Below are 26,560 nucleotides of genomic sequence, written 5' to 3'. Positions count from 1 at the left end.
AGAGGGAGGGAGCAGAGTGGCTCAGGCGTCGCGGCGCCCGAGGATCACGGTGGCCAGGGTCAGGGAGGCAGCCGTCCAGGCCGCCAGGAGCAGCAGCACGAACAGCACGGTGATGGTCCCGGCTGAACTGCGCACGATGGCCGCGAGGCCGACGGTCAGGACACTCATGAGCATCAGATGAACGGCGACGGCAAACACCTGACCCACCACCTGGGTGAGATCGATCGTCGACTCCTCCAGGGCCGCCGCACCCGCCACGAATCCGAGCCTGCGCAGCATGAGCATCGCGCCCAACTCCCTCTCGGTGCCGACGGCTGCCGGGTAGCGTGCCCGCATGATCCGAGTGCTGCTTGCCGACGACGAGGCGATGATCCGGGCCGGGGTGCGGGCGATCCTGGGCACGGCCGAGGACATCGAGGTGGTCGCCGAGGCGGCCGACGGGCGCGAGGCGGTCGAACTCACCCTCAGGCACCGCCCGGACGTCTGCCTCCTCGACATCCGGATGCCCCGGCTCGACGGCCTCCAGGCGGCGGCCGAACTGCACAAGGTCGCGCCCAAAACGGCGGTGGCGATGCTCACCACGTTCTCCGAGGACGAGTACATCGCCGGCGCGCTCGGCTCGGGCGCCGACGGTTTCCTCCTGAAGTCCGGCAACCCGCGCGAGCTGATAGCCGGGGTCCAGGCCGTCGCCGACGGCGGCGCGTACCTCTCCCCTTCGATCGCCCGGCGGGTCATCTCCCACCTCGGCGCAGGTCAGCTCGGCAGGCAGACCACCGCGCGGGCCCGCATCGAGGAGCTGACGGCGCGCGAGCGCGAGGTGCTGGCGCTGGTCGGGGCGGGTCTGTCGAACGCGGAGATCGCCGGACGGCTGCACGTCGTCGAGGGCACGGTGAAGGCGTACGTCAGCCAGGTGCTGGCCCGTCTCGGCTTCAAGAACCGCGTGCAGGCCGCGATCCTGGCGTACGAGGCGGGGCTCGTCGGCGAGGAGTGAGCGCTCCGGGGTGCCCTGGGACGCGCGGCGGCGTGCGGGGACGCTCGGGGAGATCCCCTACTTTCGTCGGGGGCGCCGGCCGGGGGTGATCGGCGATCCTTGGCGGATGCGCGTCAGACACGGCTGGCTTCCCCGGCTCTTCGACATCGGGCTGTGGCTCGTGGTGTGCGCACCGCCGGTCTCCGCCGCCATCGGATCCGACGGACCTGACGCGGTCGTGGCGGCCGTGGGCGTTCCGCTGCTCGGGGGCGCCGTCGCGGTCAGCAGGCGGTGGCCGCTCGTGGCGCTCGCCGTGCCCGTCGCGCTGAGCCTCCTGACGGACCCGAAGATGCTGACGCCCGCGTACTGGGCCGCGTTGGCCCTCCTCGGGTACCTCGCCGGCAGCCGCGGCGCCGCGGTGCGCCCCGCGCTGTGGTTCTTCGGGGCGGTCGCCGTGGCCGGGCTCGTGCTGTGCACGGCCGTGTCGAGCGATCTGTGGGGCTGGCCGACGATGCTCCTGACGCTGCTCGTCGGCGTGGTGCTGCCCTGGCTGCTCGGCCGCTACCGCCGCCAGTACGCCGACCTCATGGCCACGGGATGGCGGCTCGCCGAGCGGATGGAACACGAGCAGCAGGCCGTCGCGGACCGCACCCGCATCCGCGAACGGGCCAGGATCGCGGGCGACATGCACGACTCGCTCGGTCACGACCTGACGCTCATCGCGGTCCAGGCAGGCGTCCTTGAGGTCGATCCCACCCTCGACGCCCGCCAGCAGGCTGCCGTCGGCGAACTGCGCGAGGCGGCGGGCGCGGCCACCGAACGGCTGCGGGAGATCATCGGCGTGCTGCGGGCCGACGACGAAGCACCGCCGCGTGCGCCGGCGGAGGAGAGCGCGGAGGCCGTGGTCGAGCGCGCGCGGGCCTCCGGGGTCGAGGTCACGCTCGAACGGGCGGGCCGTACGGAGAACCTGCCGCCGATGGTCGCTCTCGCCGTCCACCGCGTACTCCAGGAGTCCCTGACGAACGCCGCCAAGCACGCCCCCGGCACGGCGGTCCGGGTCCGCCTCGCACGCGAGGGCGACACGCTGCGCCTGACGGTCGCGAACGATCCCGCACGGGCCGGGCGTCTGCCCGGCGTAGCTTCGGGCGGCAGCGGCCTCGTCGGCCTCGACGAGCGGGTGCGCCTGGCGGGCGGCACGCTGCGCGCGGACCCCACGGAGGACGGCGGCTTCGCGGTGAACGCCGAACTGCCCGCGTCGGGAGCCGCGCCGCGCGCCGTCGGCACGCCACGGCCGACCACCTCCGCCCGTGCACGGGAACTGGCCGGGCGGCAGATCAGGCGGCGGCTCGTGCAGGCGGTCCTCGCACCCCTCGCGGTCCTCGCCGGGATCCTGCTGCTCATGATCCCCCTCAGCCTGATCAGCTCGGTCTGGTCGGTCCTCGACCGGGACGTGTACGACGGCCTGAGGACCGGGGAGCCGCGCGGCGAGGTGGAATCCCGGCTGCCGCGGTTCACCAGGGACGGGCCTCCGGACGGCACACCGGCGACGCCGCGCGGCCAGGAGTGCACGTACTACAGCACGCGCTTCATGTCGTCCGACGGCTACCGCCTCTGCTTCGCCGACGGGCGGCTCGTGTCCAAGTCGGTCGTGGGTCACGGCGAGTGACGGGGCGTCCTGGGTGACCGTGCAGACTCAGGTGTGACCGAGCAGACGGCCCAGGCAGGACCCGCGAACGAAAGGCAGTCATGGCGACGACGCACCACGCACCGGCAGGTCATCTCCCCCTGGAGGGCATCACCGTGGTCAGCCTGGAGCAGGCCGTCGCCGCTCCCTTCGCCACCCGTCAGCTGGCCGACCTCGGCGCCCGCGTGATCAAGGTCGAGCGCCCCGGCGGCGGTGACTTCGCCCGCCGCTACGACACCACGGTGCACGGCCAGGCCAGCTACTTCGTCTGGCTCAACCGCTCCAAGGAGTCCCTCACCCTGGACCTCAAGTCCGAGGAGGGCGCGGAGATCCTCCATGAACTCCTCGCGGGCGCCGACGTGTTCGTGCAGAACCTCGCCCCCGGCGCCGCCGACCGTCTGGGTCTCGGCGCCGACGAACTCCAGGCCCGTTACCCCTCGTTGATCCCCTGCACGATCAGCGGCTACGGCACCAGCGGCACCTGGGCGGACCGCAAGGCGTACGACCTGCTCGTGCAGTGTCAGACCGGGCTGCTCTCGCTGACCGGCACGCCGGACGAGGCGGTGCGCGCGGGCATCTCGGTCGCGGACATCGCGGGCGGCATGTACGCCTACAGCGGCATCCTCTCCTCGCTCTTCACCCGGGCGACCACGGGCCGCGCACCGGCCGTCGAGGTCTCCCTCTTCGACGCCCTCGGCGAGTGGATGAGCCAGCCCGCCTACTACACGCGTTACGGCGGCACCCAGCCGCCGCGCGTCGGCGCCCGGCACGCGACGGTCGCGCCCTACGGCCCGTTTACCGCGTCCGACGGCAAGGACGTCCTGCTGTCCGTGCAGAACGAGCGCGAGTGGGCGGCCCTGTGCGAGCAGGTCGTCGGGCGGCCCGAGCTGACCGCCGACCCGCGGTTCGCCACCGGCTCCGACCGTGTCGCGCACCGCGACGAACTCGACGCGATCATCTCCGTACGCTTCGCCGAACTCGGCAGCGAGGAGGCGATGGAACTGCTCGACCGCGCCAACATCGCCAACGCGGGCGTCAATTCGGTCACCGAGTTCCTCGACCACCCCGCACTCACCGAGCGCGACCGCTGGCGGGACGTCGCGATTCCGGGCAGCTCGTCACCCGTGAAGGCGCTGGTGCCGCCCGCGAACCTGAGCGGCGTGCCCCCGCGCATGGATCCCGTACCGGCCGCGGGCGAGCACACCGAGCGGATCCTCGCGGAGCTGGGGCGCGGCCCGGACGACATCACCCGGCTGTGTGCGTCGGGGGTCTGCGGGTGAGCGGCGGGTGAGCACCGCCCGGGTCAGGCGACGCCAAGCCCTTCGAGCACCACCGCGTTGGGCAGCCCCGCGAACGCCTTGCCCGGCACGATGAGCTTGCCCCTGCGGCGGCCGCTGCCGATCAGGACGTACGGCAGGTCGACCACGGCGGCGTCCACGAGCAGCGGCCAGGAAGCGGGCAGGCCGATGGGGGTGATGCCGCCGTACTCCATGCCGGTCTCGCCGGTCGCCGTGTCCATCGGCGCGAACGAGGCTTTGCGCGCGCCGAGTTGGCGGCGCACGACGCCGTTCACGTCGACGCGGGTCGTGGAGAGGACCAGGCACGCGGCGAGCGAGGTCTCGCCGCCGCGCTTGCCCGCGACGACGACGCAGTTCGCGGACTGCTCCAGGAGGTCCTGGCCGTAGTGCTCCACGAAGGTGGCGGTGTCGGCCCACTGCGGGTCGGTGTCGACGTGCACGAGCTGCTCGGCGGGGACGGCCCCGCTCCAGCCGCGCACGGCGTCGGCGACGGGCGCGACCAGGAGGTCGAGGGCCTCGGGCGCGGTTCGGACGTCGTCGAAATCTCCTATGGGTGCACGCATGGCCGCACGCTAACAGGCCACTTCCCCACGGCCTTCGGGTGTCTCACGGCGCGGGCGCCCCGGGCCGCCGCCACGGCTCAGTACGACGAGGCGTGCGCCGGCGGCACGGACACCGACATGGTCATCTCGACCGGCTCGGCGCCCTTGTTGTGATAGCCGTGCGCCACGTTCGCCTCGAAGGACGCGGCCGACCCGGCGGGCACGAGATGCTCCACGCCGTCCACGAGGAGCGTCAGTTCGCCCGCCGAGATGTGCAGCAGCTCCATGGTCCCCGGCGGGTGCGCGTCGGAGTCGCTGCCTTCGCCGGGCATCAGCTTCCACGCCCACAGCTCGAAGGGCCCGCGCGCCTCGGTCCCGACGAGGAGCGTCGTACTGCTGCCCGCCTCCGTGGACCACATCCGCACCGCCTGCTCCGGCGGCACGAGCCGGACGTGCGAGCCCTGTTCGTAGTCGAGGAGCGTGGTGATGCTGACGCCCAGGGCGTCGGCGAGCTTCACCGTGATGCCGACGCTGGGGTTGGTCCTGGCCTGCTCGATCTGGATGATCATGCCGCGGCTGACGCCCGCGCGGGCCGCGAGCGCGTCGAGCGTGAAGCCCCGTTCCGAGCGCCAGCGCTTGAGGTTGCGCGCGAGAGACTGAGTCAGCTGGTCGAGGTCCGACACATTCCGTCCAATATATTGGATGACAGAGTTGAGGATATTGAACTACGGTGTGGTGCACCTAAAGGTTCACCACACTGTACTGCGAGGATCTCCGATGACAGCACTGTTCGCCCTGGCCACCAGCCTGATGTACGGGCTGGCCGACTTCGGCGGCGGCCTGCTGACCCGGCGCATCCCCGCGCTCACCGTGGTCGTCGCCTCGCAGACCATCGCCGTGATCGTCCTCGGCGTGATCGTGGTCGCCACGGGAGGCTGGACGGAGTGGGGGCCGCAGCTGTGGTTCGCCGTGGCCGCCGGTCTTCTCGGCCCGGTGGCGATGCTCGCCTTCTACAAGGCCCTGGCCATCGGCCCGATGAGCGTCGTCTCGCCGCTGGCCTCCGTGGGCGTCGTCGTACCGGTGGGGGTGGGGCTCTTCCTGGGCGAGCGGCCCGGGGTCCCGCAGTTCGCCGGGCTCACCGTAGCCATCGTGGGCATCGTGCTCGCGGGCGGCCCCGAGTTGCGCGGCGCCCCCGTACAGCGCCAGGCGGTGCTGCTCACTCTCCTCGCGGCCTTCGGCTTCGGCGCGGTCCTCGCCCTCATCTCAGAGGCGTCGAGCAACCTCACCGGCCTGTTCCTGGCCCTGTTCGTGCAGCGCGTGACGAACGTGGCCGCGGGCGGAGCCGCACTGTTCGTCTCCGTGCAGCGGGGCGGCGTCGCACTTCCCGAGGGCGCGGGCATGGGGTTGCTCTGGGCGGCGCTCCCGGCGCTCGCCTTCGTCGGCCTCGCGGACGTCGCGGCCAACGGAACGTACTCGCTGGCAGCCCAGAACGGCCCGGTCACGCTGGCCGCGGTGCTCTCCTCGACGTACCCGGTGATCACGGCGCTCGCGGCACGGGCAGTGCTGAAGGAACGGCTGCGGGGCGTGCAGGCGGCGGGGGCGGGCCTGGCACTGGTGGGAACTGTCCTCCTGGCCAGCTGAGCAAGGCCCGTAGGGACGCAGGGAACTGCGCGACAGGCCCCCAGCCGAAGAGAGCCTCAGCTACCCCTCCAACTCCCCCAGCGCGAGCAACTGTTCCGGCGTGACCCCATCAGGGATAGGAACCGGCGCGGGCGTCCGCAGCGGCGGCTGCCACCCCTTCTCCGCGTCCCAGGTCCGCACGACCCGGGCAGGCGCCCCCGCCACCACCGCATGGTCGGGAACATCACCGCGCACGACCGCACCCGCGGCCACCACGACATTGCGGCCGAGCCTCGCCCCCGGCAGGATCACCGCGTTCGTGCCGATCCAGCAGCCGGGGCCGATCTCGACCGGCTCCATACGGGGCCACTGCTTGCCGATGGGCGTGTGGGGATCGTCGTACGAGTGGTTCGTGGACGTCACGTACACCGTGGGCCCGAAGTAGCAGTCGTCGCCGATCGTCACCGTCGTGTCGGCGATGACGTGGCTGCCGCGGCCGAGCACGACGCCGTTGCCGATGCGCAGGATCGGATCGGGGCCGAGGTCCAGGTCGGGCATCATCCCCGCGGTGAGGGTGACCTGCTCGCCGATGATGCAGTGGTCCCCGATGCGGATCCACGGCTCACCGAAGACGGTCCCCTGCGGGAAGGACAGCTTCGTGCCGTGGCCGATGGCGCCGAACCGCAGCCGCCCCGGCCGCTGCGCGGTGACGGCGCCCGTCCGCTGCACCCATGCCCAGCCCGCGTGGACGGCGCGCTGGGTCGCGCGGCGCCGCCAGGCGGCGACCGCGGATGAGAACGTGTTCCTGTTCTTCGGCACGGGCTCACGTTACTCAGCCCCGCGCGGACCGGTGAGCCCGGACCCCTGTGATCTTCACCCCACAGGGCGGCGGACCGGCCCCCGTCCCGTACGGTTCCGCCAGGCGCCAGGCGCGAGACACGTACGAATGGAGACATCCGATGAGCCACGAGGCACTCATCACCGGGATCGGCGGCAAGGACCCGAAGATCGATCAGGACGCCTTCACCGCGCCCACCTCAGTGATCATCGGCGAGGTGACGCTCGGCGCCGGCGCGAGCGCCTGGTACGGGGCGGTGCTCCGTGCGGACGGCGGGCCGATCGTCGTGGGCGCCGACAGCAACATCCAGGACAACTGCAGCCTCCACGTCGACCTGGGCTTCCCGATGACCATCGGCGAGCGGGTCTCGGTGGGCCACAACGCCGTCCTGCACGGCTGCACCGTCGAGGACGACTGCCTGATCGGCATGGGCGCCACGGTCCTCAACGGCGCGGTGATCGGCGCCGGTTCGCTGGTCGCGGCGCAGGCCCTCGTGCCGCAGGGAATGATCGTGCCGCCCGGCTCACTCGTCGCGGGCGTCCCCGCCAAGGTGCGCAGGCCGCTCACCGACGAGGAGCGCGCGGGCGTCACCCTCAACGGCACGATGTACGTCGAGCTGGCCAAGGCCCACCGGGACGCCCACGCGAAGTGACGTCAGTCGGCGGCCGGCACGGTCACCGGTTCGGCCGCCGGCTCCGTCGCGTTCTCGGCTTCGCGCGCCGCCGCCGACTTCTTGGCGCGGCGCTTGACCAGCAGCATGGAGCCGACGCCGATCAGGACGGCGATGGCCAGGCCGAAGTACGAGAACCGCTTGAGCCAGTCCTCGGCGACGACGCCGATGTAGTAGATGACGGCCGTGGTGCCGCCTGCCCAGATGATGCCGCCGAGGACGTTGGCGACGAGGAACTTCCAGTACGGCATGCGAAGGACGCCCGCGAGCGGTCCCGCGAAGATGCGCAGCAGGGCGACGAAGCGGCCGAAGAAGACCGCCCACATGCCCCACTTCTGGAAGGACTGCTCGGCGCTGCCGACGTTCGCGGCGCTGAAGTGCTTGGGGAACTTCCGTTCCAGCCAGGCGAGCAGGGGTCGGCCGCCCTTGCGTCCGATCGCGTATCCGATGGAGTCGCCGATGATGGCGCCCGCGGTGGCGCAGATCCCCAGGACGACGGGGTTGAGCTCGCCGTGCTGCGAGGAGAGCAGCGCCGCGGAGACGAGGACGATCTCGCCCGGCAGCGGGATGCCCAGGCTCTCCAGACCGATGACCACGCCGACCAGCGCGTAGATGCTGACGGCCGGTACGGTCTCCAGCCATTCCTGGACGTGCAACGCCGGTTCCTCCTGTGCTGGTGTGCCTGTACCCGGCGTGCGCGATCCCCCCGGAGCGCGCACGCCGGGCAGCCTACCCGCTCACCCGGCGTCGGCCGGGGCGGAGCCCTCGCGGTCCCACAGATCACACCGGTGCTCACGTGCCACGGAGGTGCTCAGCTCGTTGCCGCCCGCGGACGCGGTGCGCAGCGAGAGCACCTGGCCCGGCCGGGTCCGCTGGTCGGGCGCGGTGGGCTGGCCGTCGGCGCGCGGCGCACCGCCGTGCACGAAGGAGCCCCAGTACTGGACCATCTGCCGCGACAGCTCCCGCTGTTCGGCGTTGAGCGGCGTCGCGAGCCCGAAGTGCTTGAAGAGGTACTGCACTTCGTTGACGTGGGTCGCACCGAAGTCGAACGTCCTGCCCGCCTCGCGGATCGAGGCGAAGGGCGGTGAGGTGCGGTCCGCGAACTCATAGGCGTAGACGGGACCGCGGCCCGCGAGCGCCTTGTCCATGCGCAGGGCCGTGCAGGCGAACATCCGGTCGCCCTGGGCGGCCGCGTACGCGTGCGTCGGCGAGGCGTGGCCGGACACGGGATAGCGCTTGAGGACCTTGGCGCCCAGCTCGGCGCCGTACGCCTGGGTCAGCGCGCCCGGGTACTGCTGCGCGGTGAGCGGCTTGCCCTGCCCGTCGAACTGCCCGTAGGCGAAGAGCCGCCCTTCGTCGCTGTTCGCGCCGTTCAGTACGGGCACGCGCGAGGCACTGCCGTCCCGGTACGCCTCTTCCGGCTGGACCGGCAGGAAGTCACCGCCCGCCACCGGAGCCCAGTCGAAGCCGGACTGCGCCGCGAGGATCTGCGCGGCGGGCTTCTTGCGCAGGCAGGCGAGGGCGGTCGCCGGGTCGGGACAGCCCGCCTTCTTCGCGAAGGCGGCGCCCTGCGTGAGCGCCTCCTTGCGTTCGCGGGCCGCGCAGTCGCCGTAGGCGCCGCTCTCCACGATGCCCGCGCGGTAGAGGCCCTTGGCGGTGGGTGAGGCGAGCTGGGTGCAGACGGAGCGGCCGCCCGCGGACTCCCCGGCGATGGTGACGCGCCGCCGGTCGCCGCCGAACGAGCCGATGTTGGCGCGCACCCAGCGCAGGGCGGCCTGCTGGTCGAGCATGCCGTAGTTGCCGGAGACGCGGTCGGACGCCTCACCGTCGAGCCCTGCTCCGGCGAGGAACCCCATCGCGCCCAGGCGGTAGTTGACGGTCACGACCACGGTGCCGGTGCGCCGGGCGAAGGTGTCCGGCACGATGTCCTCCCCCGCGCCCGCGGTGAGCCCGCCGCCGTGCAGCCAGACGAGGACGGGCCGCTGCTCGCGCTGCCCCTTCGGCGCGTAGACGTTGAGGTCGAGGCAGTCCTCGGTATGGCTGGGGTTCTCGTATCCGGGGTCCCAACTGGCGTTCTGTACGCAGCGGTTGCCGAAGGAGGTGGCACCGCGCACGCCCGGCCAGGACTTGGCGGGCCGCGGCTCCTTCCACCGCAGGTCGCCGACGGGCTGTCGCGCGTACGGAATACCGAGGAACTGCCGCCCCTCGGGGGTGGATTCACCGCGCAGCCAGCCCGCGTCCGTGCGGACGAGCGTGCCTGTGCCGGGGGCGGCCTGCGCGGCTTGTGCGGCCGGTGCGGCCTGTGCGGGGTGCGGGGTGAGCAGGGCCGCGGCGGCGCCCATGACGACGAAGGCGGACACACTCCGCCCGATTCTTCCCGTACGGCTCGTGCGGCTCATGCGGCTCAAGGCGACTCCCCTGGATGACGGCGAACCACTGGCGGCGGGAAAACTATGACTGCTGGTGACTCGTGTCAATGAGTTGAACAGAAGGCCGCCAGAAACGGTGGGACGAGGTCAGGAAAAACGGCGCCACACCGGTCGGGACCCCCGTGGCCCGGCCGATGCGACGCCGCTGTGTTCAATGAACGTACGGAAGCGAACGCCCGCGCGCGACTCAGTTATTGGGCCGCAGCGTCCACACGACGGTCATCTCGCCGGTCACGGCGCCGTCCTCGCGCTGGATCGCGATCGCGACCGGGAACTCGGGCCGCTGCCCCGCGTCCAGCTCGGCCACGACATCGGCGACCGGGCGGCCGAGGGTCGCGGTGGCGGTCACCGGACCCATGGCGAGCTTCTTGTACGCGATGTCGGCGCGGACGGCGAGGGGCACGGCCCGCGAGAGCTGCTCGCCGAACGCGGCGAGCACGATCGCACCGCTCGCCGACTCCCCAAGGGTGAACATGGCTCCGGCGTGCGGCCCGCCGACGTGGTTGTGGAAATCGCCCTGGTCGGGCAGGGCGACCACGGCCTTCTCGGGCGTGGTCTCGCGGAACTCGAGGTTCAGCGTCCGGGCCATCGGCACGGTGGCGGCGAGCATCTCGCCTATCGACATCTGGTCAGCGCTCATGACCGGGATGTTACCCACGGGTAGCCTCCTTTGGCCAGGAGCCTGCTCCGCGTAGATCGCGATCACCTATCGTTGCCGCACATGTGGCCAGGAGAGCAGCAGCCCGGGGGCGGGCCCGTCCAGCAGCCGAATCCGTACCAGCAGCCGGGGTACCGACAACCGGCGCCCTGGAACACGCCCACCGTTCCCGGTGGCCCACCCCAGGCCCCGCAGGGCAACGGCGGAGGGGGCGGGAGCAGCAGGACCAAGGTCGTCGCCATCGTCGCCGCGGCCGCGGTCGTGGTGGCCGCCGGAGTCACCGGTTTCCTGGTCCTGGGCGGCGACAAGGACGACAGCGCGAAGCCGGACCCCGCGAAGTCGTCGTCCGCGGCGCCGAGTCCGACCGCGTCCGAAGACGGCGACGCACGCGGTGTCGGCCGTGGGCCGAAGCCGACGATCGCGGGCTGGAAGACGGCCGTGAACGCCGAGCGCGGTATCGCCTTCGACGCGCCCCCGGAGTGGGAGCTCAGGTCGCGCGACTGGGTCACGGCCCGCGGGGAGGCCGATGATCCCGACAGCCTCCTGATCGGGATGGGCGGCACCGGCGTACTCAAGAAGCAGTGGTGCCGGAGCGACGACGACCGGGACGGTGCCAAGGACGACACGGCGCTCGCGGAGGCCGGCAGCAGGGGCAACCGCGACGCGAAGAGCGCCGAGCAGATCGCCAGGGAGGATTCGGCGATGTGGGTGTACAGCGCGTTCTCCCAGCCCGACCGGAAGAACATCAGGACCAGCGCGGTGAAGTCGTACACCACTGCATCCGGCATCAAGGGCAGCCTCGCCACGTCCTACGCCTCCGGCGTCAAGAGCAAGGACAAGTGCCGGACGGACGGCAAGGCGACCACCTTCGGATTCAAGGACTCCAAGGGGAAGTTGGTCTCCTGGTCCTTCTTCGGCGCCAAGGGCGTGAACGGAGAGGTCCCGGACGCGACGGTCAAGAAGATGCTCGGCACGGTGCGCGAGTACGGCAACGGAACCGAGTCCTGAACCACCGCGGCATGACGACCTCTGCCACCTGGGGCTGCCGCGCTGCCCCCGCCCCATGACCCCGTATGGTTTCCCGCCATGTGGCCAGGACAGCAGCCGCCCGGGGGCGAGCAGAACCCGCAGGACCAGAATCCCAATCCGTACCAGCAGCCGGGGTACCAGCAGCCGAACCCGTATCAGCAGCCGGGCTACCAGCAGCCCAACCCCTATCAGCAGCCGGGGCCGGGACAGCAGGGCCAGCCGCAGGGGCAGTGGGGCGCGCCGACCGCGCCGATGGGGACCCCGCAGCCGCCGGCCGGTGGTGGCGGCAACGGCGGCCGGACCAAGCTGATCGCCATCGTCGCGGCGACGGCGGTCGTGGTGGCCGCCGGTGTCACCGGCTTCCTGGTGCTCGGCGGCGACAAGGACGACGAGGCGGACGCCAAGCCGTCCAAGTCCCCCGCCGGGTCCGCGGCCAAGAAGCCGGGCTCGGACCCGGCGACGGGCGGCGGTGCGAACGACCGTGGCACGGACAACGGCCCGAAGCCGGTGGTCAAGGGCTGGAAGGTCGTGGTGAACCCGAAGTGGGGCACGGCTTTCGACGTTCCCGCGGACTGGGAGGTGCAGTCGCCGGACTCGGCGATCGCCTTCGACGACGCCAGCAAGGACGGCGGGACCAAGCCGCTCATCACCATGTCGGCGCCCGCGTACTACAAGTCGAAGTGGTGCACGTCCGACGAGGACAAGGACGGCAGGGACCACAACACCGCTCTCGGCGCCGTCGGCACCAAGGGCGCGAACGGCGCCAAGAACACCGACGAGGTCGCCGTGAACCAGGTGCCCTGGTGGGTCTTCGGCGGTTACACGCAGCCGGACAAGAAGAGCCTCAGCTTCGACAAGAAGGCCGAGCCGTTCACCACCAAGACGGGCATCAAGGGCAGCATCGCGCGGGCCCATTCGACGAACACACCGCAGAAGGGCAAGTGCGCGTCGGACGGCAAGGCCATCACCTTCGGCTTCAAGAACTCCGAGGGTGAGTACGTCGCCTGGAGCCTCTACGGGGCGAAGGGCGTCAAGGACGAGATCCCCGAGGCGACGGTCATGAAGATCCTCAATACGGTGCGCCTGCACGGAGACCCGACCGAGTCCTGAGCCGTTTCGTACGCCGACGGGGCTTGTGACCCGATGTGGTGGCCGTCCCCGCTGGGCCAGCGATGACATCAGGCCACAGGCCCCTCTATGGTTACTGCCCATGTGGCCAGGACAGCAGCCGCCCGGGGGCGAGCAGAACCCGCAGGACCAGAATCCCAATCCGTACCAGCAGCCGGGGTACCAGCAGCCGAACCCGTATCAGCAGCCGGGCTACCAGCAGCAGCCGCACTCGGGGGCCTACTCGCAGCCCGAGCAGCCGCAGTGGGCGGCGCCCACGCCGCCGCCCATGCCGCCGCAGCCGGGTGGCGGCGGTCAGGGCGGGGGCGGAAACAAGACGAAGGTCACCGCGATCGTGGCGGCGCTCGCCGTCGTGGTGGCCGCGGGAGTCACGGGCTTCCTCGTCCTCGGCGGGGACAAGGACGACGAGGCGGGCGACAAGCCCGGGAAGAAGTCTCCCGCCAAGTCCGCGGCCCCCAAGCCGAGCCCGTCCGACGACGGCGGCTCCGAGCGCGGCACGGGCAAGGGCCCCAAGCCGACGGTCGAGGGCTGGCAGGTCGTCGTGAACCCCAAGTGGGGCACGGCCTTCGACGTGCCGGCCGACTGGGAGGTGCAGACTCCCGACACCTTCATCGCCTTCGAGGACAACGAGAAGGGCGACGGCAGCGCGCTCATCGGCATGTCGGCGCCCGCGATCTACCAGTCCAAGTGGTGCTCCTCCGACAGCGACAAGGACGGCCAGAAGAGCGACACCTCGCTCGGCGCCATCGGCACCAAGGGCCAGAACGGCGCCAAGAACACCAAGGACGTCGCCCGCAACGACTCCGCCTGGTGGGTCTTCGGCGGCTACACGGACCAGAAGAAGTCCGACAAGAAGAAGATCAAGATCAGCAAGGCGAAGTCGTTCACCACGAACTCGGGCGTCAAGGGCAGCGTCGTGACGTCCACGACCTCCGGCGCCGTCACGAACGACAAGTGCGACTCGGAGGGCAAGGCCACCACGTTCGCCTTCAAGAACGCCGACGGTGAGTACGTCGCGTGGTCGATGTACGGCGCCAAGGGCGTGAAGGAAGAGATTCCCGACGCGACGGTGCAGAAGATCCTGGGCACGGTACGGCTGAACGGCGACCCCGAGGGTTCCTGAGCGGAATCCGGATCCTGGGCCGACGGCGGGCGCCCTGCCCCGGACGGAAACGGTTTGGCAAGTCGGCGTCGCGGCGGCGATAGTCCCCTGGTGACCACTCCCGCCGCCGTGCGCCGCCCCGCCTGGGCCGGGCGCAACTACAGCCTGCTGACCGCCGCCGCGATCGTGACCAACCTGGGCAGCCACGGCGCCCTGATCGCGGCGGCGTTCGCGGTGCTCGACTCCGGCGGGGACGGCGGGGACGTGGGGCTGGTGGCGGCGGCGCGCACGCTGCCGCTCGTGCTGTTCCTGCTCATCGGCGGCGCCGTCGCCGACCGGCTGCCGCGCCACCACGTGATGGTCGCGGCCAACGCGCTCAACTGCCTCTCGCAGGCCGTCTTCGCCGTGCTCGTCATCTCCGGCACGCCCCCGCTGTGGTCGATGATGCTGCTCACCGCGCTCGGCGGCACCGGACAGGCGTTCTTCGGCCCGGCCGCCGAAGGCATGCTGATGTCGACCGTCAGCGGCGAACAGGCGAGCCGCGCCTTCGCGCTGTACCGCATGGCGATGCAGGGCGCGGGCCTCGGCGGCGCCGCGCTCGGCGGCCTGATGGTCGCCGCGATCGGGCCCGGCTGGGTGCTCGCGGTGGACGCGGCGGCGTTCGCGGTGGCCGGAGCGCTGCGCTCGTTCCTGGACGTGAGCCACATCCCGAAGCGCGCGCCCGGCGGCGGGCTGCTCTCCGATCTGCGGGAGGGCTGGCAGGAGTTCATCGGCCGCCCGTGGCTGTGGGCGATCGTCGCGCAGTTCTCCGTGGTGGTGGCGGTGGTCGGCGCCGCCGAAGCCGTCTTCGGGCCACTGGTCGCCCGCGACGAGCTGGGTGGCGCCGGGCCCTGGGGCCTCGCGCTCGGCGCGTTCGGTGCGGGCACGGTCGGCGGCGCTTTCCTGATGATGCGGTGGAAGCCGCGGCGCCTGCTGCTCGCGGGCACCCTCTGCGTCTTCCCGCTGGCCGCGCCGTCGGCGGCGCTCGCGGTGCCGCTGCCGGTGTGGGGTCTTGCCGCGGTGATGTTCGTCAGCGGCGTCGCGATCGAGGTCTTCGGCGTCTCATGGATGACGGCGATGCATCAGGAGATCCCCGAGGAGAAGCTGTCGCGCGTGGCCGCGTACGACTGGTTCGGCTCGATCGCGATGGTTCCGCTCGCCACGGCGCTCGCGGGCCCCGCGGAGCTCGCCTTCGGGCGTTCGGCCTCGCTGTGGGGGTGCGCGGTGCTGGTGGTCGTGGTGACGGCGCTCGTGCTGTTCGTCCCGGACGTGCGCAATCTGACCCGGCGCACGTCGTCGAAGGAGGTCGCCAAGACGGCCGCCACCGCCGTCGCCCCTTCGGCCGTTCCCCCGGCCGCATCGCCCGCCGCTCTCCCGCTCACCGCGCCGGTCGAGCCCCCGGTCGCGCCGTCAGCCGATGCTGAAGGCCCCGCCGGGCGGCTCGGGTGACGCCACCGCGTCCTCGTCCCGCACCGGCTTCGCGTCACCGGTGAACAGGCGCAGCGCGGCCCCGTGCTCGACCCGCGCCGGGAACACGTCGGCCGCCGCGCGCCGGGCCAGCGCCTCGACGGCGATCGCCTCGTGCGAGGCGACGAGCACCGCGTTGCCGAAGCGACGGCCGCGCAGCACGGTCGGCTCGGCGATCAGCGCGACCGTCCCGAACACCTCGGCGAAGGTGGCGAGCTGCGAGCGGAGGAAGGCGAACGGCGCCCCGTCGGCGAGGTTCGCCGCGTAGAGACCGCCCGCGCGCAGGACCCGGTCCGCGGCGCGCGCGTAGGCCACCGACGTCAGGTGGGCGGGCACCCGCGAGCCGCCGAACACATCGGCGACCAGGACATCGGTGCTGTCGGGCGCCGCCGCTTCCAGCCACTGCCGGGCGTCCGCGCCGTGCACGGTGACCCCGGAGTCCGCGGGCAACGGCAACCGCTCGGCGACCAGTTCGAGCAGCCCGTGGTCCGCCTCCACCACGTCCTGGCGCGAGCCGGGCCGGGTCGCGGCGACATAGCGGGGCAGGGTGAGCGCGCCGCCGCCGAGGTGGATCACGTCCAGCGGGCGCTCGGGGTCGGCGGCGGTGTCGATGACGTGGGCGAGCCGCTGCGCGTACTCGAACTCCAGATGCGTGGGCGCGTCCAGGTCGACGTACGACTGAGGAGCCCCGTCGACCGTGAGCAGCCAGGCGCGCGGCCGGTCCACGTCCGGCATGAGCTTCGCGGTGCCGTGGTCCACGTCCTTGATGACGGCTATGGCCTCGTCCGCGTTCTCGTCCGCGTTCTCGTCCTCAGTCACCGCTCCATTGTGCCCGCGCCGACGGTGCGCCCGCCCTCGCGGATCGCGAAGCCGAGGCCCGTCTCCAGGGGCATGTCGCGGCCGAGCTCGACCGTCAGGGTGACGGTGTCGCCAGGCCTGGCCACGGCGGCTTCGCCGAGGTCGACGTCGCCGACCACGTCCGCGGTGCGCAGGTAGAACTGCGGCCGGTAGCCGGTCGTGATCGGCGTCGCCCGGCCGCCCTCCTTGGTCGAAAGGACGTACACCTGAGCGGTGAAGCGGCGCCCCGGACTGACGCTCCCCGGCTCCGCGACGACATGCCCGCGTCGTACGGCGTCGCGTGGCACACCGCGCAGGAGCAGCGCCACGTTGTCGCCGGCCTGCGCGGACTCCATGGGCTTGCCGAAGGTCTCCAGGCCGGTGACGACGGTCTCCGTGTCCGCGCCGAGCACCTCCACCCGGTCGCCGACCCGCACCTGGCCGCGCTCGACGGCTCCGGTGACGACGGTTCCGCGCCCGGTGATGGTGAGCACGTTCTCCACCGAGAGGAGAAAGGGCGCGTCGACGTACCGCTCGGGCATGGGCACATAGGTGTCCACGGCGTCGAGCAGCGCCTCGATGGCGCCGGACCAGCGCGGGTCGCCCTCCAGGGCCTTCAGCCCCGAGACCCGTACGACCGGTACGGAGTCGCCCCCGTACCCGTGCGCGGAGAGCAGCTCGCGCACCTCCAGCTCGACGAGGTCGGTGAGCTCCTCGTCACCCGCGTCGGCCTTGTTGAGGGCGACGACGATGTGGTCGACGCCGACTTGGCGGGCGAGCAGGACGTGCTCGGCGGTCTGCGGCATGATCCCTTCGAGCGCGGAGACGACGAGGATCGCCCCGTCCAGCTGCGCGGCGCCGGTGACCATGTTCTTGATGTAGTCGGCGTGGCCCGGCATGTCCACGTGCGCGTAGTGCCGGGTGTCCGTCTCGTACTCGACGTGCGAGATGTTGATGGTGATGCCGCGCTGCGCCTCCTCGGGGGCGCGGTCGATGCGGTCGAAGGGCACGAACGTGCCGGTGCCGCGGTCGCTGAGGACCTTGGTGATGGCGGCGGTCAGGGTGGTCTTGCCGTGATCGACATGGCCCATCGTGCCGATGTTGAGGTGCGGCTTGGTGCGGATGTATGCCGTCTTGGACATGGCGGTTCCTTCTCCGGAACTCGAAGCTGAGGACCCCTGGGCCGGACCGACCCTCCCCCTCTGGGGTCCGCCGGAGTGTCCGGGGAGGGTCAGCGTCGGGCGCCGTCGACGAGAAGTGCGGCGCAGTAAAGGACGGCAGCCTTCGCAGCGCCCGCGACCGCGGGCGGAGCTGCGTGAAAGGCGTACCGGAACATGAGGCAGATCATCGCCGACGGCCCGGGGCGCGTCGAATGGTTTTCGCCGGGGTGTCCGTGAAGTCCGGTGTGCTCAGAGGTGCTTCAGGGCCTCGCGCGCCGAGAGCGGCGCGAGGCACCCGCGCTCCCGCTCGACGAAGTCGCGTACGGCGCCCGGATCGGTCTTGGCGTACTCGCGCAGACACCAGCCGATGGCCTTGCGGATGAAGAAGTCGGGGTGCCCCGACCGGCGCAGGCAGTAGGTGAAGAGGCGTTCGGTGTCGGTGGCGTCCTTGTACCGCAGCTGGTGGAGGAGGGCGGTGCGGGCCACCCACAGGTCCTCGTCCCCGATCCAGGCGTCCATCTCGGCCTTGAGCTCCGGGTCGGCGGCGACGAGGCCGCCGACGACGTGCGCGGCGAGCGCGTCGACCGTGTCCCACCAGGAGACCGCCGTGACGAGGTGGCGGGCGACCGGCAGGAAGCCGGACGAGAGGTGCTTGCCGTACCGGCGCAGATAGTCCACGGCGAAGTACGCGTACTCGCGCTCCGGCAGCGCCCAGGAGCGCAGCGCGATCGCCGTGCAGTCGGCCTCGTCGGGGTGCGGGAGCCCGGCGAGCACCGTGCGGGCCAGCTCGCGGCGCAGGGGCGAGGGCAGGCCGAGGAAGGGGGCGACGTCCTTCATGTACGCCCGCGCCTGTGCGGCACGCTGCGGATCGGCCGCCGCGGAATACGTCGCGGTGAGCCGCTCCATGACGGTGTCCGCCAAGTCGCTGCGCGGGACCGCGCAGCGCGGGACTGTGACGCTCATGAGACGCACCATACGGCGATCACACACATATGTCGGTTAGTCTCCCCGGATGTTCGACACCGCCGCCACCCGCCCGCAAGGCTTCGCCGTGCGCTGTACCAAGGCGCTCCTCTCGCCCTGGTCGCGGCTGTCTCTGCTGGTCGTGCTGCTCGCGGCGGCCGGGACGTGCGTGCTGCTCTTCGAGCCGCAGCGGATCCTGTCCGACGGAGGCCTGCGGCAGCTGGGGGGCGCCGCCGCCGTGACGGTCTTCGCCCTCGCGTACGGCCTGTGCACCACGGCGTTCGTGCCGCGTCCGCTGCTCAACCTGGCGGCGGGCGCCCTCTTCGGTTCGCAGGCGGGGCTCACCGCGGCGCTCGCGGGCACGGTCCTGGGCTCCGGGATCGCCTTCGGGCTCGGCCGGATGCTGGGGCAGGACGCGCTGCGGCCGCTGCTCCGTGGCCGCTGGCTGCAGGCGGCCGACGGGCAGCTGAGCAGACACGGCTTCCGGTCGATGCTGGCGGCGCGGCTGTTCCCCGGGGTGCCGTTCGCGGCGGCCAACTACTGCGCGGCCGTGTCCCGCATGGGGTGGCTGCCGTTCCTGCTCGCCACCGGCCTGGGCTCGATCCCGAACACCGCCGCGTACGTCATCGCGGGCGCCCGCGCGTCCACGCCGACATCCCCCGCCTTCCTCGTCGCCATGGGCTTCATCGCGGTGACGGGCCTCGCGGGTGCGGTGGTGGCGTGGGTCAAGCGCCACCACTTCCGCGACCGCTAGCTCGCCCGAAAGGCCCTGAGACTGCCTGTACGGCTTGTCCTGTGGCACGAGCCGACCCATTCTTCTTGTCCGCAAGGACGAATCGCCGACCGCCCGACGGACGCGACACTCGCCCCGCAGGAGGCCCAGCCGCGGTCCGCACCGGGCGGCCTGTCGTTTCGCGGGAAAACCCGCCGAGCCGAAGGGGAATCCGTACATGACCACGGCACCGAGCCAGGCCGCCGCCGAGCTGCACAGCCGCAGCGTCGTCGCCGACACCCACAACGACCTGCTCTGCGCGGTGACGGCCAGGCCCGTCGACCGGTGGGCGGGGTTCTTCCGCGAGCAGTGGCTGCCGCAGCTCCTGGCGGGCGGCGTCGACGTACAGGTGCTGCCCGTGTTCATCGACGACACCTACCGGCCCGAGGGGGCGCTGCGCCGGACGCTGCGCATGATCGAGGCCGCGCACCGCCTCGCGGCGGGCAACGCCGACGCGGTCCGGCTCTGCGGCGACGGCGCCGAGGTGGACGCCGCCCTGGACGACGGGAAGATCGCGCTCGTGCTCGCCCTGGAGAGCGCGCCGGGCGTCGCCGATGACGTCGAACTCCTGGAGACGCTCTACCGGTTGGGCGTACGGATCGCGTCGCTGGCCCACTTCGGCCGTACGCCGCTGGCCGACGGCAGCGGCGAGGACGCGGCCGGGAGCCGGCTGACGCGGGCGGGGGTGGCCGCGCTCGCCGAGATGGAGCGCATCGGCATGATGTTCGACATCAGCCATCTCGGCGCCGCCGGCGTCGACCACGTCCTTGAGCTGGCATCACGGCCGGTCATCGCCACGCACTCGTCGGCGCGCGCCCTGCGCGACCACCACCGCAATCTCACCGACGACCAGGTGAAGGCGACCGCCGCGAACGGCGGTGTGGTGTGCGTGAACTTCTTCGCCCCCTTCCTCCACGAGAGCGACTACACCCTGGACCGGCTCGTCGACCACATCGAGCACCTCGCGGACGTCGCGGGCCTCGACCACGTCGGCCTCGGACCGGACTTCGTCCAGGAGGTCATGGACGACACCACCCCGCCCTGCTGCGCGCACCCGGTCGTCGAAGGCGTCCGCACCGACCAGTTCCTGCCCGGCCTCGAAGGTCCCGCGGGGTTTCCGCTGGTGACCGACGCACTGCTGCGGCGCGGCTGGGCCGACGGCGACATCGCGCGGGTCCTCGGCGGCAACGTGCTCCGCCTCTTCCGAGCCGGTCTGGGGCAGCCCGGCTCCTGACCGGCCGTTGCGCGGCCCGAACCCTACGACGTACAAACCCGGCCTGTACGACGCGCAAGAAGCGTCTTGACCCTTGCGGGAGGAAGCTTGCTCACTCCGGTGGCCACCCATCCCCGAGCCAGCCTGCGACGCGTCCTGGAGGACCTGGGGCCCACCCTCCTCGACCTCGTCCACGGCGACCCGGACGGCGCCGACGACATCGGCGGCGTCGTCATCCACGACCCGCACGACGAACCCGTGCCGCCGCCCCAGGCGCTCGTGCTCGGTGTGGCCGTCCAGGATCCGGCGCAGATCGTCCGGCTGCTCGACGCCCTGGGTACGCAGGGCGCCGCCGGACTCGTGGTCCGCGCGCCGGTCGCCGTCGACGAGAAGGTCACCGCGGCGGTGACGCGCTCCGGGGTCGCGCTGCTCGGCCTGACGCGCGGCGCCTCGTGGGCGCAGCTCGCCGCGATGCTGCGCGCGCTCATCGCCGAGGGGGACGTCGGGGAGACGGGCAGCGAGACCCTGGGCGGGGTGTCGTCCGGGGACCTCTTCGCGCTGGCCAACGCGGTCGGGGCGCTCCTGGACGCGCCCGTCACCATCGAGGACCGCAGCTGGCGGGTGCTCGCCTTCTCCGGGCGGCAGGACGAGGCCGATCCCTCGCGGGTGGAGACCATCCTCGGCCGCCAGGTGCCCGAGCGCTTCACCCGCGTCCTGGAGGAGCGCGGCGTCTTCCAGGCCATGTACCGCAGCGACCGCCCCGTCTACGTGGAGCCCTTGGTGGAGGTGGAGGGCAGCGAGGTGATCCTGCCGCGGGTGGCCCTCGCCGTCCGCGCCGGCGACGAGATACTCGGCTCCATCTGGGCCGCGGTGCACGGTCCGCTCAGCGCCGAGCGCGACCAGGCGCTGCGCGACGCGGCCAAACTGGTCGCCCTGCATCTGCTGAGGCTGCGTGCGGGCGCCGACGTCGAACGGCGGCTGCGCGCCGACCTGGTGGGCACGGCTCTGGAGGGCGGACCCGGCGCGGCCGAGGCCGTCGCCCGCCTCGGGCTGGCCGATCAGCCGGGCGTGGTGCTCGCCCTCGCCTTCGCGGACCGTACGGACGGCGACCGGTCGGCCGCGCGGCACGCACGGTACGTGGCCGAGCGCCAGCGCCTCGCCGACGCGTTCGCGATGCACCTGAGCGCCGTCCACCCGCGTTCGGCCACCGCGCTCGTCGGTGACGTCGTCTACGGGATCGTCCCGGCCCCGGCGGGCCGCGTCGACGCCGAGGAGCGGGCCGCCCGGGTCGCGGACGAGTTCCTCGAACGGGTCGGCGAGCGGCAGGAGTTGCTCCTGGGGGTCGGCCCGCTCGCCCGGGAGAGCGGCTCACTGCCCGCGTCCCGGGCCGGCGCCGACCGGGCCCTTCGGGTGCTGCGCGCGGGCGAGGGCGGCCGCTCGGTGGCCCGCATCACCGACGTACTCGTCGAGTCGCTGCTCCTCGAACTCACCGACGCGATCGCCGAACGCGGCGACCCGCCGTCCGGCCCCGTGGCCCGCCTCGACGCGTACGACGCGGTGCACCGCACCTGTCTGGTCGAGACGCTGCGGGCGTGGCTCGACGCGTTCGGCGACGTGGCGGCGGCCTCCGCGGCCGTCCATGTGCATCCGAACACCTTCCGCTACCGGCTGCGGCGGCTTGCGGAGGTGGGCGGCCTCGACCTGACGGACGCCGACGCGCGCTTCGCCGCCATGCTGCAACTGCGGCTGTGGCCACGCGCGCGGGCGCGGGCCCGAGCGCGGGTGTCGCGAGGGTCGTAGCAGGACGTCCGTAGGCCGATATGTACGGGAGCTGAACAGCAGCCGACACGAAGGGGGGCCGCGCCCAGGGACACCGGCCCTCCAGCGTTCTCGTAACCAAGTGACGCTACGCTGCCCCACGGCAAGGGCGTGATCACCCCTGGCTCTCACACCTCCCGCATCCCCCATCCCATGACCGCACCCGCAGCCCATGATCCGTACTTGGACGGCGCAGTTTCCATGTCTTGGCTTGAATCCTTCATCCTCGGGCTCGTCCAGGGACTGACCGAGTTCCTCCCGATCTCGTCCAGCGCACATCTGCGGCTGACCGCGGCCTTCGCGGGCTGGCACGATCCGGGGGCCGCGTTCACCGCGATCACCCAGATCGGCACCGAGGCCGCCGTGCTGATCTACTTCCGCAAGGACATCGCGAGGATCATCTCCGCGTGGTTCGGCTCGCTCTTCGGCAAGGTGCCGCGCTCGGACCACGACGCGCAGATGGGCTGGCTGGTCATCGTCGGCTCGATCCCGATCGGCGTACTCGGCGTCACGTTCAAGGACCAGATCGAGGGCCCGTTCCGCGATCTGCGGCTCATCGCCACGACGCTGATCGTGATGGGCATCGTCCTCGGCATCGCCGACCGCCTCGCGGCCCGCGACGAGACGGGCGGCAAGCACCGGGCCGTCAAGGAGCGCAAAGGCCTGAAGGAACTGGGCGTCCGCGACGGCCTGATCTTCGGCATCTGCCAGGCCATGGCCCTGATCCCCGGCGTCTCCCGCTCCGGCGCCACCATCAGCGGCGGCCTCCTCATGGGCTACACCCGCGAGGCCGCGGCCCGCTACTCGTTCCTGCTCGCCATCCCGGCGGTCCTCGCGTCCGGCGTCTTCGAGTTGAAGGACGCGGGCGAGGGCGGGCACGTGTCCTGGGGGCCCACGATCTTCGCGACGATCATCGCCTTCATCGTCGGATACGCCGTCATCGCGTGGTTCATGAAGTTCATTACGACCAAGAGCTTCATGCCGTTCGTGTACTACCGGATCCTGCTCGGCATCGTGCTGTTCGTGCTGGTCGGCATGGGTGCGCTGAGCCCGCACGCGGGTGAGTCCGCGGGGTGACGATCATCCCCGTGTAAGTCTTCGGGCGTGGGGCGCAGTGGGTCCCGCAGCCGTGCCGATGAGTACTCGTACTCATGCCTGCGCGCGCCTGCGGTGCACTGTGTGGATCACCGACCCGCACTGACGCGAAGGATCCCCGATGCCGGACACTCCCCGCCCGCGCCGCCTCCCGCGGCTGCGCCAGTTGCTGGCGCCCGCAGTGGACAACTGGCTCGCACGTGGATATCTCGCCGTGGCCGCGGCGTCGCTGGGGTTCTTCCTGGGCGCCTGGTACATGGGGCCTGACCCTGGGCTGGCCGGGGCCTACCCGTTCATCGCCACGATGCCGTTCAGCATCCTCGCCTTCCTGGTCTCGGTGCCCGCGGAACACGCCCCGTCCGCCTGGCTGAGCCCATTGATCTTCGCCTTCGGTACGGCCCTGTCCGGCCTGATCAACGCCGTGCTTCTCGGTCGGCTCACCCGTGGACTGCGGGCACCGCGCCGCGCCACCTGACCGACCGCAGGGGGTGCCTACGGGGACATTGACGGCTTGACGGCTACTCATCCCTCACGGCGCACATCTATTCGTGCGCCTCAGGTGTCTCCACGGTGAATCCCATCACCGTGGAGGCATCCGTGCGTGTACGAAGCGTCGTCATCGTCGCGTCCATAGCGGCAGCGGCCGCTACCGGAACCACTTTCGTCGCCGTGGCGGAGCCCGCCGTGGCGGAGCCTGCTGCGGCGGGCAAGGCCACCGCGTACGACTTCAACGGCGACGGCTACGCCGACGTCGTCACCGCCACCCCGAAGGCCACCGTCGGCGGGCAGACGAGCGCGGGCAACCTCGTGGTCAGCTACGGGTCCGCCACCGGCACCTCGACCGCGCGCGCCGCCGTCCTCAGCCAGAGCTCCGCCAACGTGCCCGGGGCGTCCGAGGCGGGCGACCAGTTCGGCGCCCAGACGGTGAGCGGCGACGTGGACGGCGACGGCTACGACGACCTCGTCGTCACCGCCCCCGGTGAGGCTGTCGCCGGTCACACCAACGCCGGGGCCGTCACCATTTTGTGGGGCGGTGCGAGCGGCCTCGGGAAGACCGCCACGGCGCTCTCGAACACCGCCGACGATCCGGGCTTCGGCCGCGACGTGGCCATCGGCGACCTCGACGGTGACGGCGGCGCCAACCTCGCCGTCCTGGCGGACCGGAAGATCCTCACCTACGCGGACGGCCTCTCGCGGACCACGCCCGCCGCGCCCACGGCGGTCACCGGCGGTCTCGCGGGTGTGTCCGCGCGCTCCTTCGTCACCGGCGCCTTCACCAAGTCCGGCAGCGAAGGCCTCGTCGTCGTCGGCTCGGCGGACGAGTGCGACGCGAGCGCCTGCCCCTGGCTCGGGTACTACACCGGCGGCCCCGGTGGCGTCACCTACCGGTCGAACCTGTCGACGGGCGCGCACGTCGCCGCGGCGGCGGCGGGCGACATCAACGCCGACGGCTACGACGACCTGATCACCGGGCAGGCCGGGCTGTTCCCGGACGGGGTCGACGACCCGTCGGGCGGCGCCGGTTACGTCACCATCCGCTACGGCCACCCGGACGGCCCCGGCAAGATCGACACCGTCAACTACAGCCAGGGCACCTACGGCATCCCCGGCGCCGACGAGGCGGGCGACGGCTTCGGCTCGGCCCTCGCCGTCGGTGACATGACCGGCGACGGCATCGACGACATCGCGGTCGGCACGCCCTTCGAGACCGTCGACGGGGTGAAGAACACGGGCTCCGCCTACGTCATGAAGGGCGGCGACTACGGCGTCGACCTCGGCACCAACATCCGCTACCAGTCGTACGCGGGCGTCCCCGGCGCCTCCGAGGCGAACGACTACTTCGGCTCCGACGTCTCCCTCGTCGACGCCAACGGCGACGGCCACGCCGAACTCGTCGTCGCGGCCCGCGGCGAGGACGTGAACGCCGGCTCCACCTCCGACGGCGCCAACTGGGTGATCCCCGCCTCGGGAGAAAGCCTGTCGCGAACCGGCAACAAGTCCTTCAGCGCCGACGACTTCGGCCTCACCTTCACCGACCGCCAGTTCGGCTCCGTCCTCAGCGACTGACGCCAAGCCCCGCCCCGTCAGTCCTTCAACTGGTCCAACAGCCATACCCGGAGAGGATGCCCCGGCCCGGCGTGCCGTCTCACGTCGCTCTCGACGCCACGCCGTGTCACTGCCCAGGCCACCCTGGCCAGCACGCAGCCGACCAGACCGCCGACGGTGTTGAAGAGGACGTCGTCCACGTCGACGACCCGGCCGGCGTTCATGACGAACTGCACGGCCTCGATGGTCACGCTCAAGGCGAAGCAGCCCACGACGATCGTGAGGACCGACGGCCGCCGGGCTGCCGCACAGGCGAACAGGCCGAGGGGCACGAACATCGCGGCGTTGGCGACCTGCAGGACAAGGATCATGTGCCGTTCGTCGGCGAACATGGAGTCGGAGGCACTCCCCCACAATCCTTCACCGGGGATCATCGCCACATAGGGGACTCCGGAGCCGATCGGCCGGTCCGGGATCACGGTGGCCGCCAACGCCGCCACCAGAGACACCATCCACAGCACCCGGGCACCCCGGCGCTGACGGCGCTGCGACGTCCGGCGCCACGCGCCCAGCCCGACGGCCACCGCGGCCACGGCGGCAAGGAACAGGGACACCGTCCACACGTTCACGTAGAAGACGATGCGCCACACGCCGCACTCCCCTGACCGTTCGGATGCTCCTGCGGCCGAGGTACGGCCCCCAGCCTGCACGTCACGGCGGGAACAACGGCGGGCCAGGGCGGGACGTCACGGTGCGGCCGACCGGCGCCCCCGCCGCCACCAGGACTCCCGCTACTGCGGACGCTGTGACCAATGGCATGCCGAAAGGCCCTCTTCAGGAGGGTTCGTCCGGCCTACGGTGAAGGGATGTCGCCCCTCGCCCGCATCAGCGCCTCGTACACCCCGCGCTTCGCCGAGTTCGCTTTCGAGCCTGGTTTCACGGCCGCCGTGGACCAGCACGTAGCTGAATTGCGGGAGCGGCTCGAGATGCGCGCGGCCGGGCTCGTGCCGCCGGCGCCGGATCCGGAGATCCTCTCCGACTACGCCCTGGGGTTCCTCGACGCCCTGGCCGAGAACGGATGGCGTGAGCCGGTGGGCCACGACTACGCGGTGTGCCGCCTCACCGCCATCTCCTGGCTGGTGAAGCGGCACGACCTGGTGCCGGAGTCCGCCGGGTCCTGAG

The 26,560-nt window shown here is 71.8% G+C and carries 27 protein-coding genes; 16 read left to right on the top strand and 11 right to left on the bottom strand.

Translation table 11 applies throughout. The annotated features are described in order from the left end of the window. Nucleotides 1-21: 21 nt before the first annotated feature. Nucleotides 22-336, bottom strand: coding sequence for a hypothetical protein (locus tag ACFUPX_RS14665; protein ID WP_383320910.1), 315 nt, complete (start codon nucleotides 334-336; stop codon nucleotides 22-24). On the opposite strand from ACFUPX_RS14665, the gene ACFUPX_RS14660 reads away from it, so the two are divergent. From ACFUPX_RS14660 to ACFUPX_RS14650, 3 genes are all read left to right on the top strand, one after another. Continuing rightward, nucleotides 335-991, top strand: coding sequence for a response regulator (locus tag ACFUPX_RS14660; protein ID WP_383320908.1), 657 nt, complete (start codon nucleotides 335-337; stop codon nucleotides 989-991). The two genes, ACFUPX_RS14665 and ACFUPX_RS14660, sit on opposite strands and share 2 nt — an antisense overlap. Before the next feature lie 106 nt (nucleotides 992-1,097). Next, nucleotides 1,098-2,636, top strand: a complete 1,539-nt coding sequence (locus ACFUPX_RS14655) for a sensor histidine kinase (RefSeq protein ID WP_383320906.1) — start codon at nucleotides 1,098-1,100, stop codon at nucleotides 2,634-2,636. A gap of 80 nt (nucleotides 2,637-2,716) precedes the next feature. Next, nucleotides 2,717-3,934, top strand: coding sequence for a CaiB/BaiF CoA transferase family protein (locus tag ACFUPX_RS14650; RefSeq protein ID WP_383320904.1), 1,218 nt, complete (start codon nucleotides 2,717-2,719; stop codon nucleotides 3,932-3,934). 23 nt (nucleotides 3,935-3,957) lie between these two features. On the opposite strand, the gene ACFUPX_RS14645 is transcribed toward ACFUPX_RS14650, so the two are convergent. Continuing rightward, nucleotides 3,958-4,515, bottom strand: coding sequence for a YbaK/EbsC family protein (locus ACFUPX_RS14645; RefSeq protein ID WP_383320902.1), 558 nt, complete (start codon nucleotides 4,513-4,515; stop codon nucleotides 3,958-3,960). Between the two features lie 77 nt (nucleotides 4,516-4,592). Continuing rightward, a complete protein-coding gene (locus ACFUPX_RS14640) occupies nucleotides 4,593-5,177 on the bottom strand; it encodes a helix-turn-helix domain-containing protein (protein WP_383320900.1) in 585 nt (194 codons plus the stop codon). A 94-nt stretch (nucleotides 5,178-5,271) separates the two neighbouring features. On the opposite strand from ACFUPX_RS14640, the gene ACFUPX_RS14635 reads away from it, so the two are divergent. Further along, a complete protein-coding gene (locus ACFUPX_RS14635; protein WP_383320898.1) occupies nucleotides 5,272-6,135 on the top strand; it encodes an EamA family transporter in 864 nt (287 codons plus the stop codon). A gap of 60 nt (nucleotides 6,136-6,195) precedes the next feature. Here ACFUPX_RS14635 and ACFUPX_RS14630 read toward each other — a convergent pair whose 3' ends face one another. Further along, nucleotides 6,196-6,933: an acyltransferase gene (locus ACFUPX_RS14630; protein WP_383320896.1), complete on the bottom strand. Its 738-nt coding sequence runs from the start codon at nucleotides 6,931-6,933 to the stop codon at nucleotides 6,196-6,198. 140 nt (nucleotides 6,934-7,073) lie between these two features. On the opposite strand from ACFUPX_RS14630, the gene ACFUPX_RS14625 reads away from it, so the two are divergent. Continuing rightward, nucleotides 7,074-7,604: a gamma carbonic anhydrase family protein gene (locus ACFUPX_RS14625; protein ID WP_383320894.1), complete on the top strand. Its 531-nt coding sequence runs from the start codon at nucleotides 7,074-7,076 to the stop codon at nucleotides 7,602-7,604. A 2-nt stretch (nucleotides 7,605-7,606) separates the two neighbouring features. Here the strand turns inward: ACFUPX_RS14625 and ACFUPX_RS14620 are convergent, their stop codons facing one another. The 3 genes from ACFUPX_RS14620 to ACFUPX_RS14610 all read right to left on the bottom strand — a co-directional run bounded on the left by ACFUPX_RS14620 (nucleotide 7,607) and on the right by ACFUPX_RS14610 (nucleotide 10,676). Further along, complete coding sequence (locus ACFUPX_RS14620; protein WP_383320892.1) at nucleotides 7,607-8,278, bottom strand: DedA family protein; 672 nt, start codon at nucleotides 8,276-8,278, stop codon at nucleotides 7,607-7,609. Between the two features lie 81 nt (nucleotides 8,279-8,359). Continuing rightward, complete coding sequence (locus ACFUPX_RS14615) at nucleotides 8,360-10,021, bottom strand: carboxylesterase/lipase family protein (RefSeq protein ID WP_383320890.1); 1,662 nt, start codon at nucleotides 10,019-10,021, stop codon at nucleotides 8,360-8,362. Nucleotides 10,022-10,238: 217 nt separating this feature from the next. Next, complete coding sequence (locus ACFUPX_RS14610; RefSeq protein ID WP_383321070.1) at nucleotides 10,239-10,676, bottom strand: DUF4442 domain-containing protein; 438 nt, start codon at nucleotides 10,674-10,676, stop codon at nucleotides 10,239-10,241. Nucleotides 10,677-10,772: 96 nt separating this feature from the next. Between ACFUPX_RS14610 and ACFUPX_RS14605 the strand changes: the two genes are divergently transcribed. The 4 genes from ACFUPX_RS14605 to ACFUPX_RS14590 all read left to right on the top strand — a co-directional run bounded on the left by ACFUPX_RS14605 (nucleotide 10,773) and on the right by ACFUPX_RS14590 (nucleotide 15,456). Next, nucleotides 10,773-11,717, top strand: a complete 945-nt coding sequence (locus tag ACFUPX_RS14605; RefSeq protein WP_383320888.1) for a hypothetical protein — start codon at nucleotides 10,773-10,775, stop codon at nucleotides 11,715-11,717. A gap of 78 nt (nucleotides 11,718-11,795) precedes the next feature. Continuing rightward, a complete protein-coding gene (locus ACFUPX_RS14600; RefSeq protein ID WP_383320886.1) occupies nucleotides 11,796-12,848 on the top strand; it encodes a hypothetical protein in 1,053 nt (350 codons plus the stop codon). A gap of 100 nt (nucleotides 12,849-12,948) precedes the next feature. Next, the gene (locus tag ACFUPX_RS14595; protein WP_383320884.1) at nucleotides 12,949-13,989 is read left to right on the top strand and encodes a hypothetical protein; all 1,041 of its coding nucleotides are present in this window, start codon (nucleotides 12,949-12,951) and stop codon (nucleotides 13,987-13,989) included. Between the two features lie 90 nt (nucleotides 13,990-14,079). Then, nucleotides 14,080-15,456: an MFS transporter gene (locus ACFUPX_RS14590; RefSeq protein ID WP_383320882.1), complete on the top strand. Its 1,377-nt coding sequence runs from the start codon at nucleotides 14,080-14,082 to the stop codon at nucleotides 15,454-15,456. Here the strand turns inward: ACFUPX_RS14590 and ACFUPX_RS14585 are convergent. The 3 genes from ACFUPX_RS14585 to ACFUPX_RS14575 all read right to left on the bottom strand — a co-directional run bounded on the left by ACFUPX_RS14585 (nucleotide 15,418) and on the right by ACFUPX_RS14575 (nucleotide 18,434). Next, nucleotides 15,418-16,209, bottom strand: a complete 792-nt coding sequence (locus ACFUPX_RS14585; protein ID WP_383321067.1) for a spermidine synthase — start codon at nucleotides 16,207-16,209, stop codon at nucleotides 15,418-15,420. The genes ACFUPX_RS14590 and ACFUPX_RS14585 overlap by 39 nt on opposite strands. 80 nt (nucleotides 16,210-16,289) lie before the next feature. After that, entirely contained in the window at nucleotides 16,290-17,453 is a 1,164-nt protein-coding gene (gene tuf / locus ACFUPX_RS14580; protein ID WP_383320880.1) for an elongation factor Tu, read from the bottom strand. Between the two features lie 267 nt (nucleotides 17,454-17,720). Next, on the bottom strand, nucleotides 17,721-18,434 hold the full coding sequence (locus tag ACFUPX_RS14575; RefSeq protein ID WP_383320878.1) for a DNA alkylation repair protein: 714 nt from the start codon (nucleotides 18,432-18,434) through the stop codon (nucleotides 17,721-17,723). Nucleotides 18,435-18,483: 49 nt separating this feature from the next. Between ACFUPX_RS14575 and ACFUPX_RS14570 the strand changes: the two genes are divergently transcribed. The 6 genes from ACFUPX_RS14570 (at nucleotide 18,484) to ACFUPX_RS14545 (ending at nucleotide 25,399) form a co-directional block, all read left to right on the top strand. Then, on the top strand, nucleotides 18,484-19,188 hold the full coding sequence (locus ACFUPX_RS14570) for a TVP38/TMEM64 family protein (RefSeq protein WP_383320876.1): 705 nt from the start codon (nucleotides 18,484-18,486) through the stop codon (nucleotides 19,186-19,188). Between the two features lie 196 nt (nucleotides 19,189-19,384). Beyond that, nucleotides 19,385-20,440, top strand: coding sequence for a dipeptidase (locus ACFUPX_RS14565; protein ID WP_383320874.1), 1,056 nt, complete (start codon nucleotides 19,385-19,387; stop codon nucleotides 20,438-20,440). Between the two features lie 99 nt (nucleotides 20,441-20,539). After that, nucleotides 20,540-22,219: a PucR family transcriptional regulator gene (locus ACFUPX_RS14560; RefSeq protein ID WP_383320872.1), complete on the top strand. Its 1,680-nt coding sequence runs from the start codon at nucleotides 20,540-20,542 to the stop codon at nucleotides 22,217-22,219. Nucleotides 22,220-22,438: 219 nt separating this feature from the next. Beyond that, on the top strand, nucleotides 22,439-23,314 hold the full coding sequence (locus ACFUPX_RS14555; RefSeq protein WP_383320870.1) for an undecaprenyl-diphosphate phosphatase: 876 nt from the start codon (nucleotides 22,439-22,441) through the stop codon (nucleotides 23,312-23,314). Between the two features lie 139 nt (nucleotides 23,315-23,453). Then, nucleotides 23,454-23,807: an SCO4225 family membrane protein gene (locus ACFUPX_RS14550; protein WP_383320869.1), complete on the top strand. Its 354-nt coding sequence runs from the start codon at nucleotides 23,454-23,456 to the stop codon at nucleotides 23,805-23,807. Nucleotides 23,808-23,929: 122 nt separating this feature from the next. Continuing rightward, nucleotides 23,930-25,399, top strand: a complete 1,470-nt coding sequence (locus tag ACFUPX_RS14545) for an FG-GAP repeat protein (RefSeq protein ID WP_383320867.1) — start codon at nucleotides 23,930-23,932, stop codon at nucleotides 25,397-25,399. A 17-nt stretch (nucleotides 25,400-25,416) separates the two neighbouring features. Here the strand turns inward: ACFUPX_RS14545 and ACFUPX_RS14540 are convergent, their stop codons facing one another. Further along, nucleotides 25,417-26,028 carry a VanZ family protein gene (locus ACFUPX_RS14540; protein WP_383320865.1) on the bottom strand — a complete coding sequence of 204 codons (612 nt, stop codon included), beginning with the start codon at nucleotides 26,026-26,028 and terminating at the stop codon, nucleotides 25,417-25,419. 216 nt (nucleotides 26,029-26,244) lie between these two features. Between ACFUPX_RS14540 and ACFUPX_RS14535 the strand changes: the two genes are divergently transcribed. Continuing rightward, nucleotides 26,245-26,559 (top strand): DUF6401 family natural product biosynthesis protein, encoded by a 315-nt coding sequence (locus tag ACFUPX_RS14535; RefSeq protein WP_383320863.1) that lies wholly within the window; start codon nucleotides 26,245-26,247, stop codon nucleotides 26,557-26,559. Nucleotide 26,560 lies beyond the last annotated feature (1 nt).

The organism is Streptomyces sp. NPDC057302, assembly GCF_042667685.1.
Classification (GTDB): Bacteria; Actinomycetota; Actinomycetes; order Streptomycetales; family Streptomycetaceae; genus Streptomyces.
Note: the sequence above shows the minus strand (reverse complement) of the source record. Positions and strands in the feature narration are given on the sequence as shown.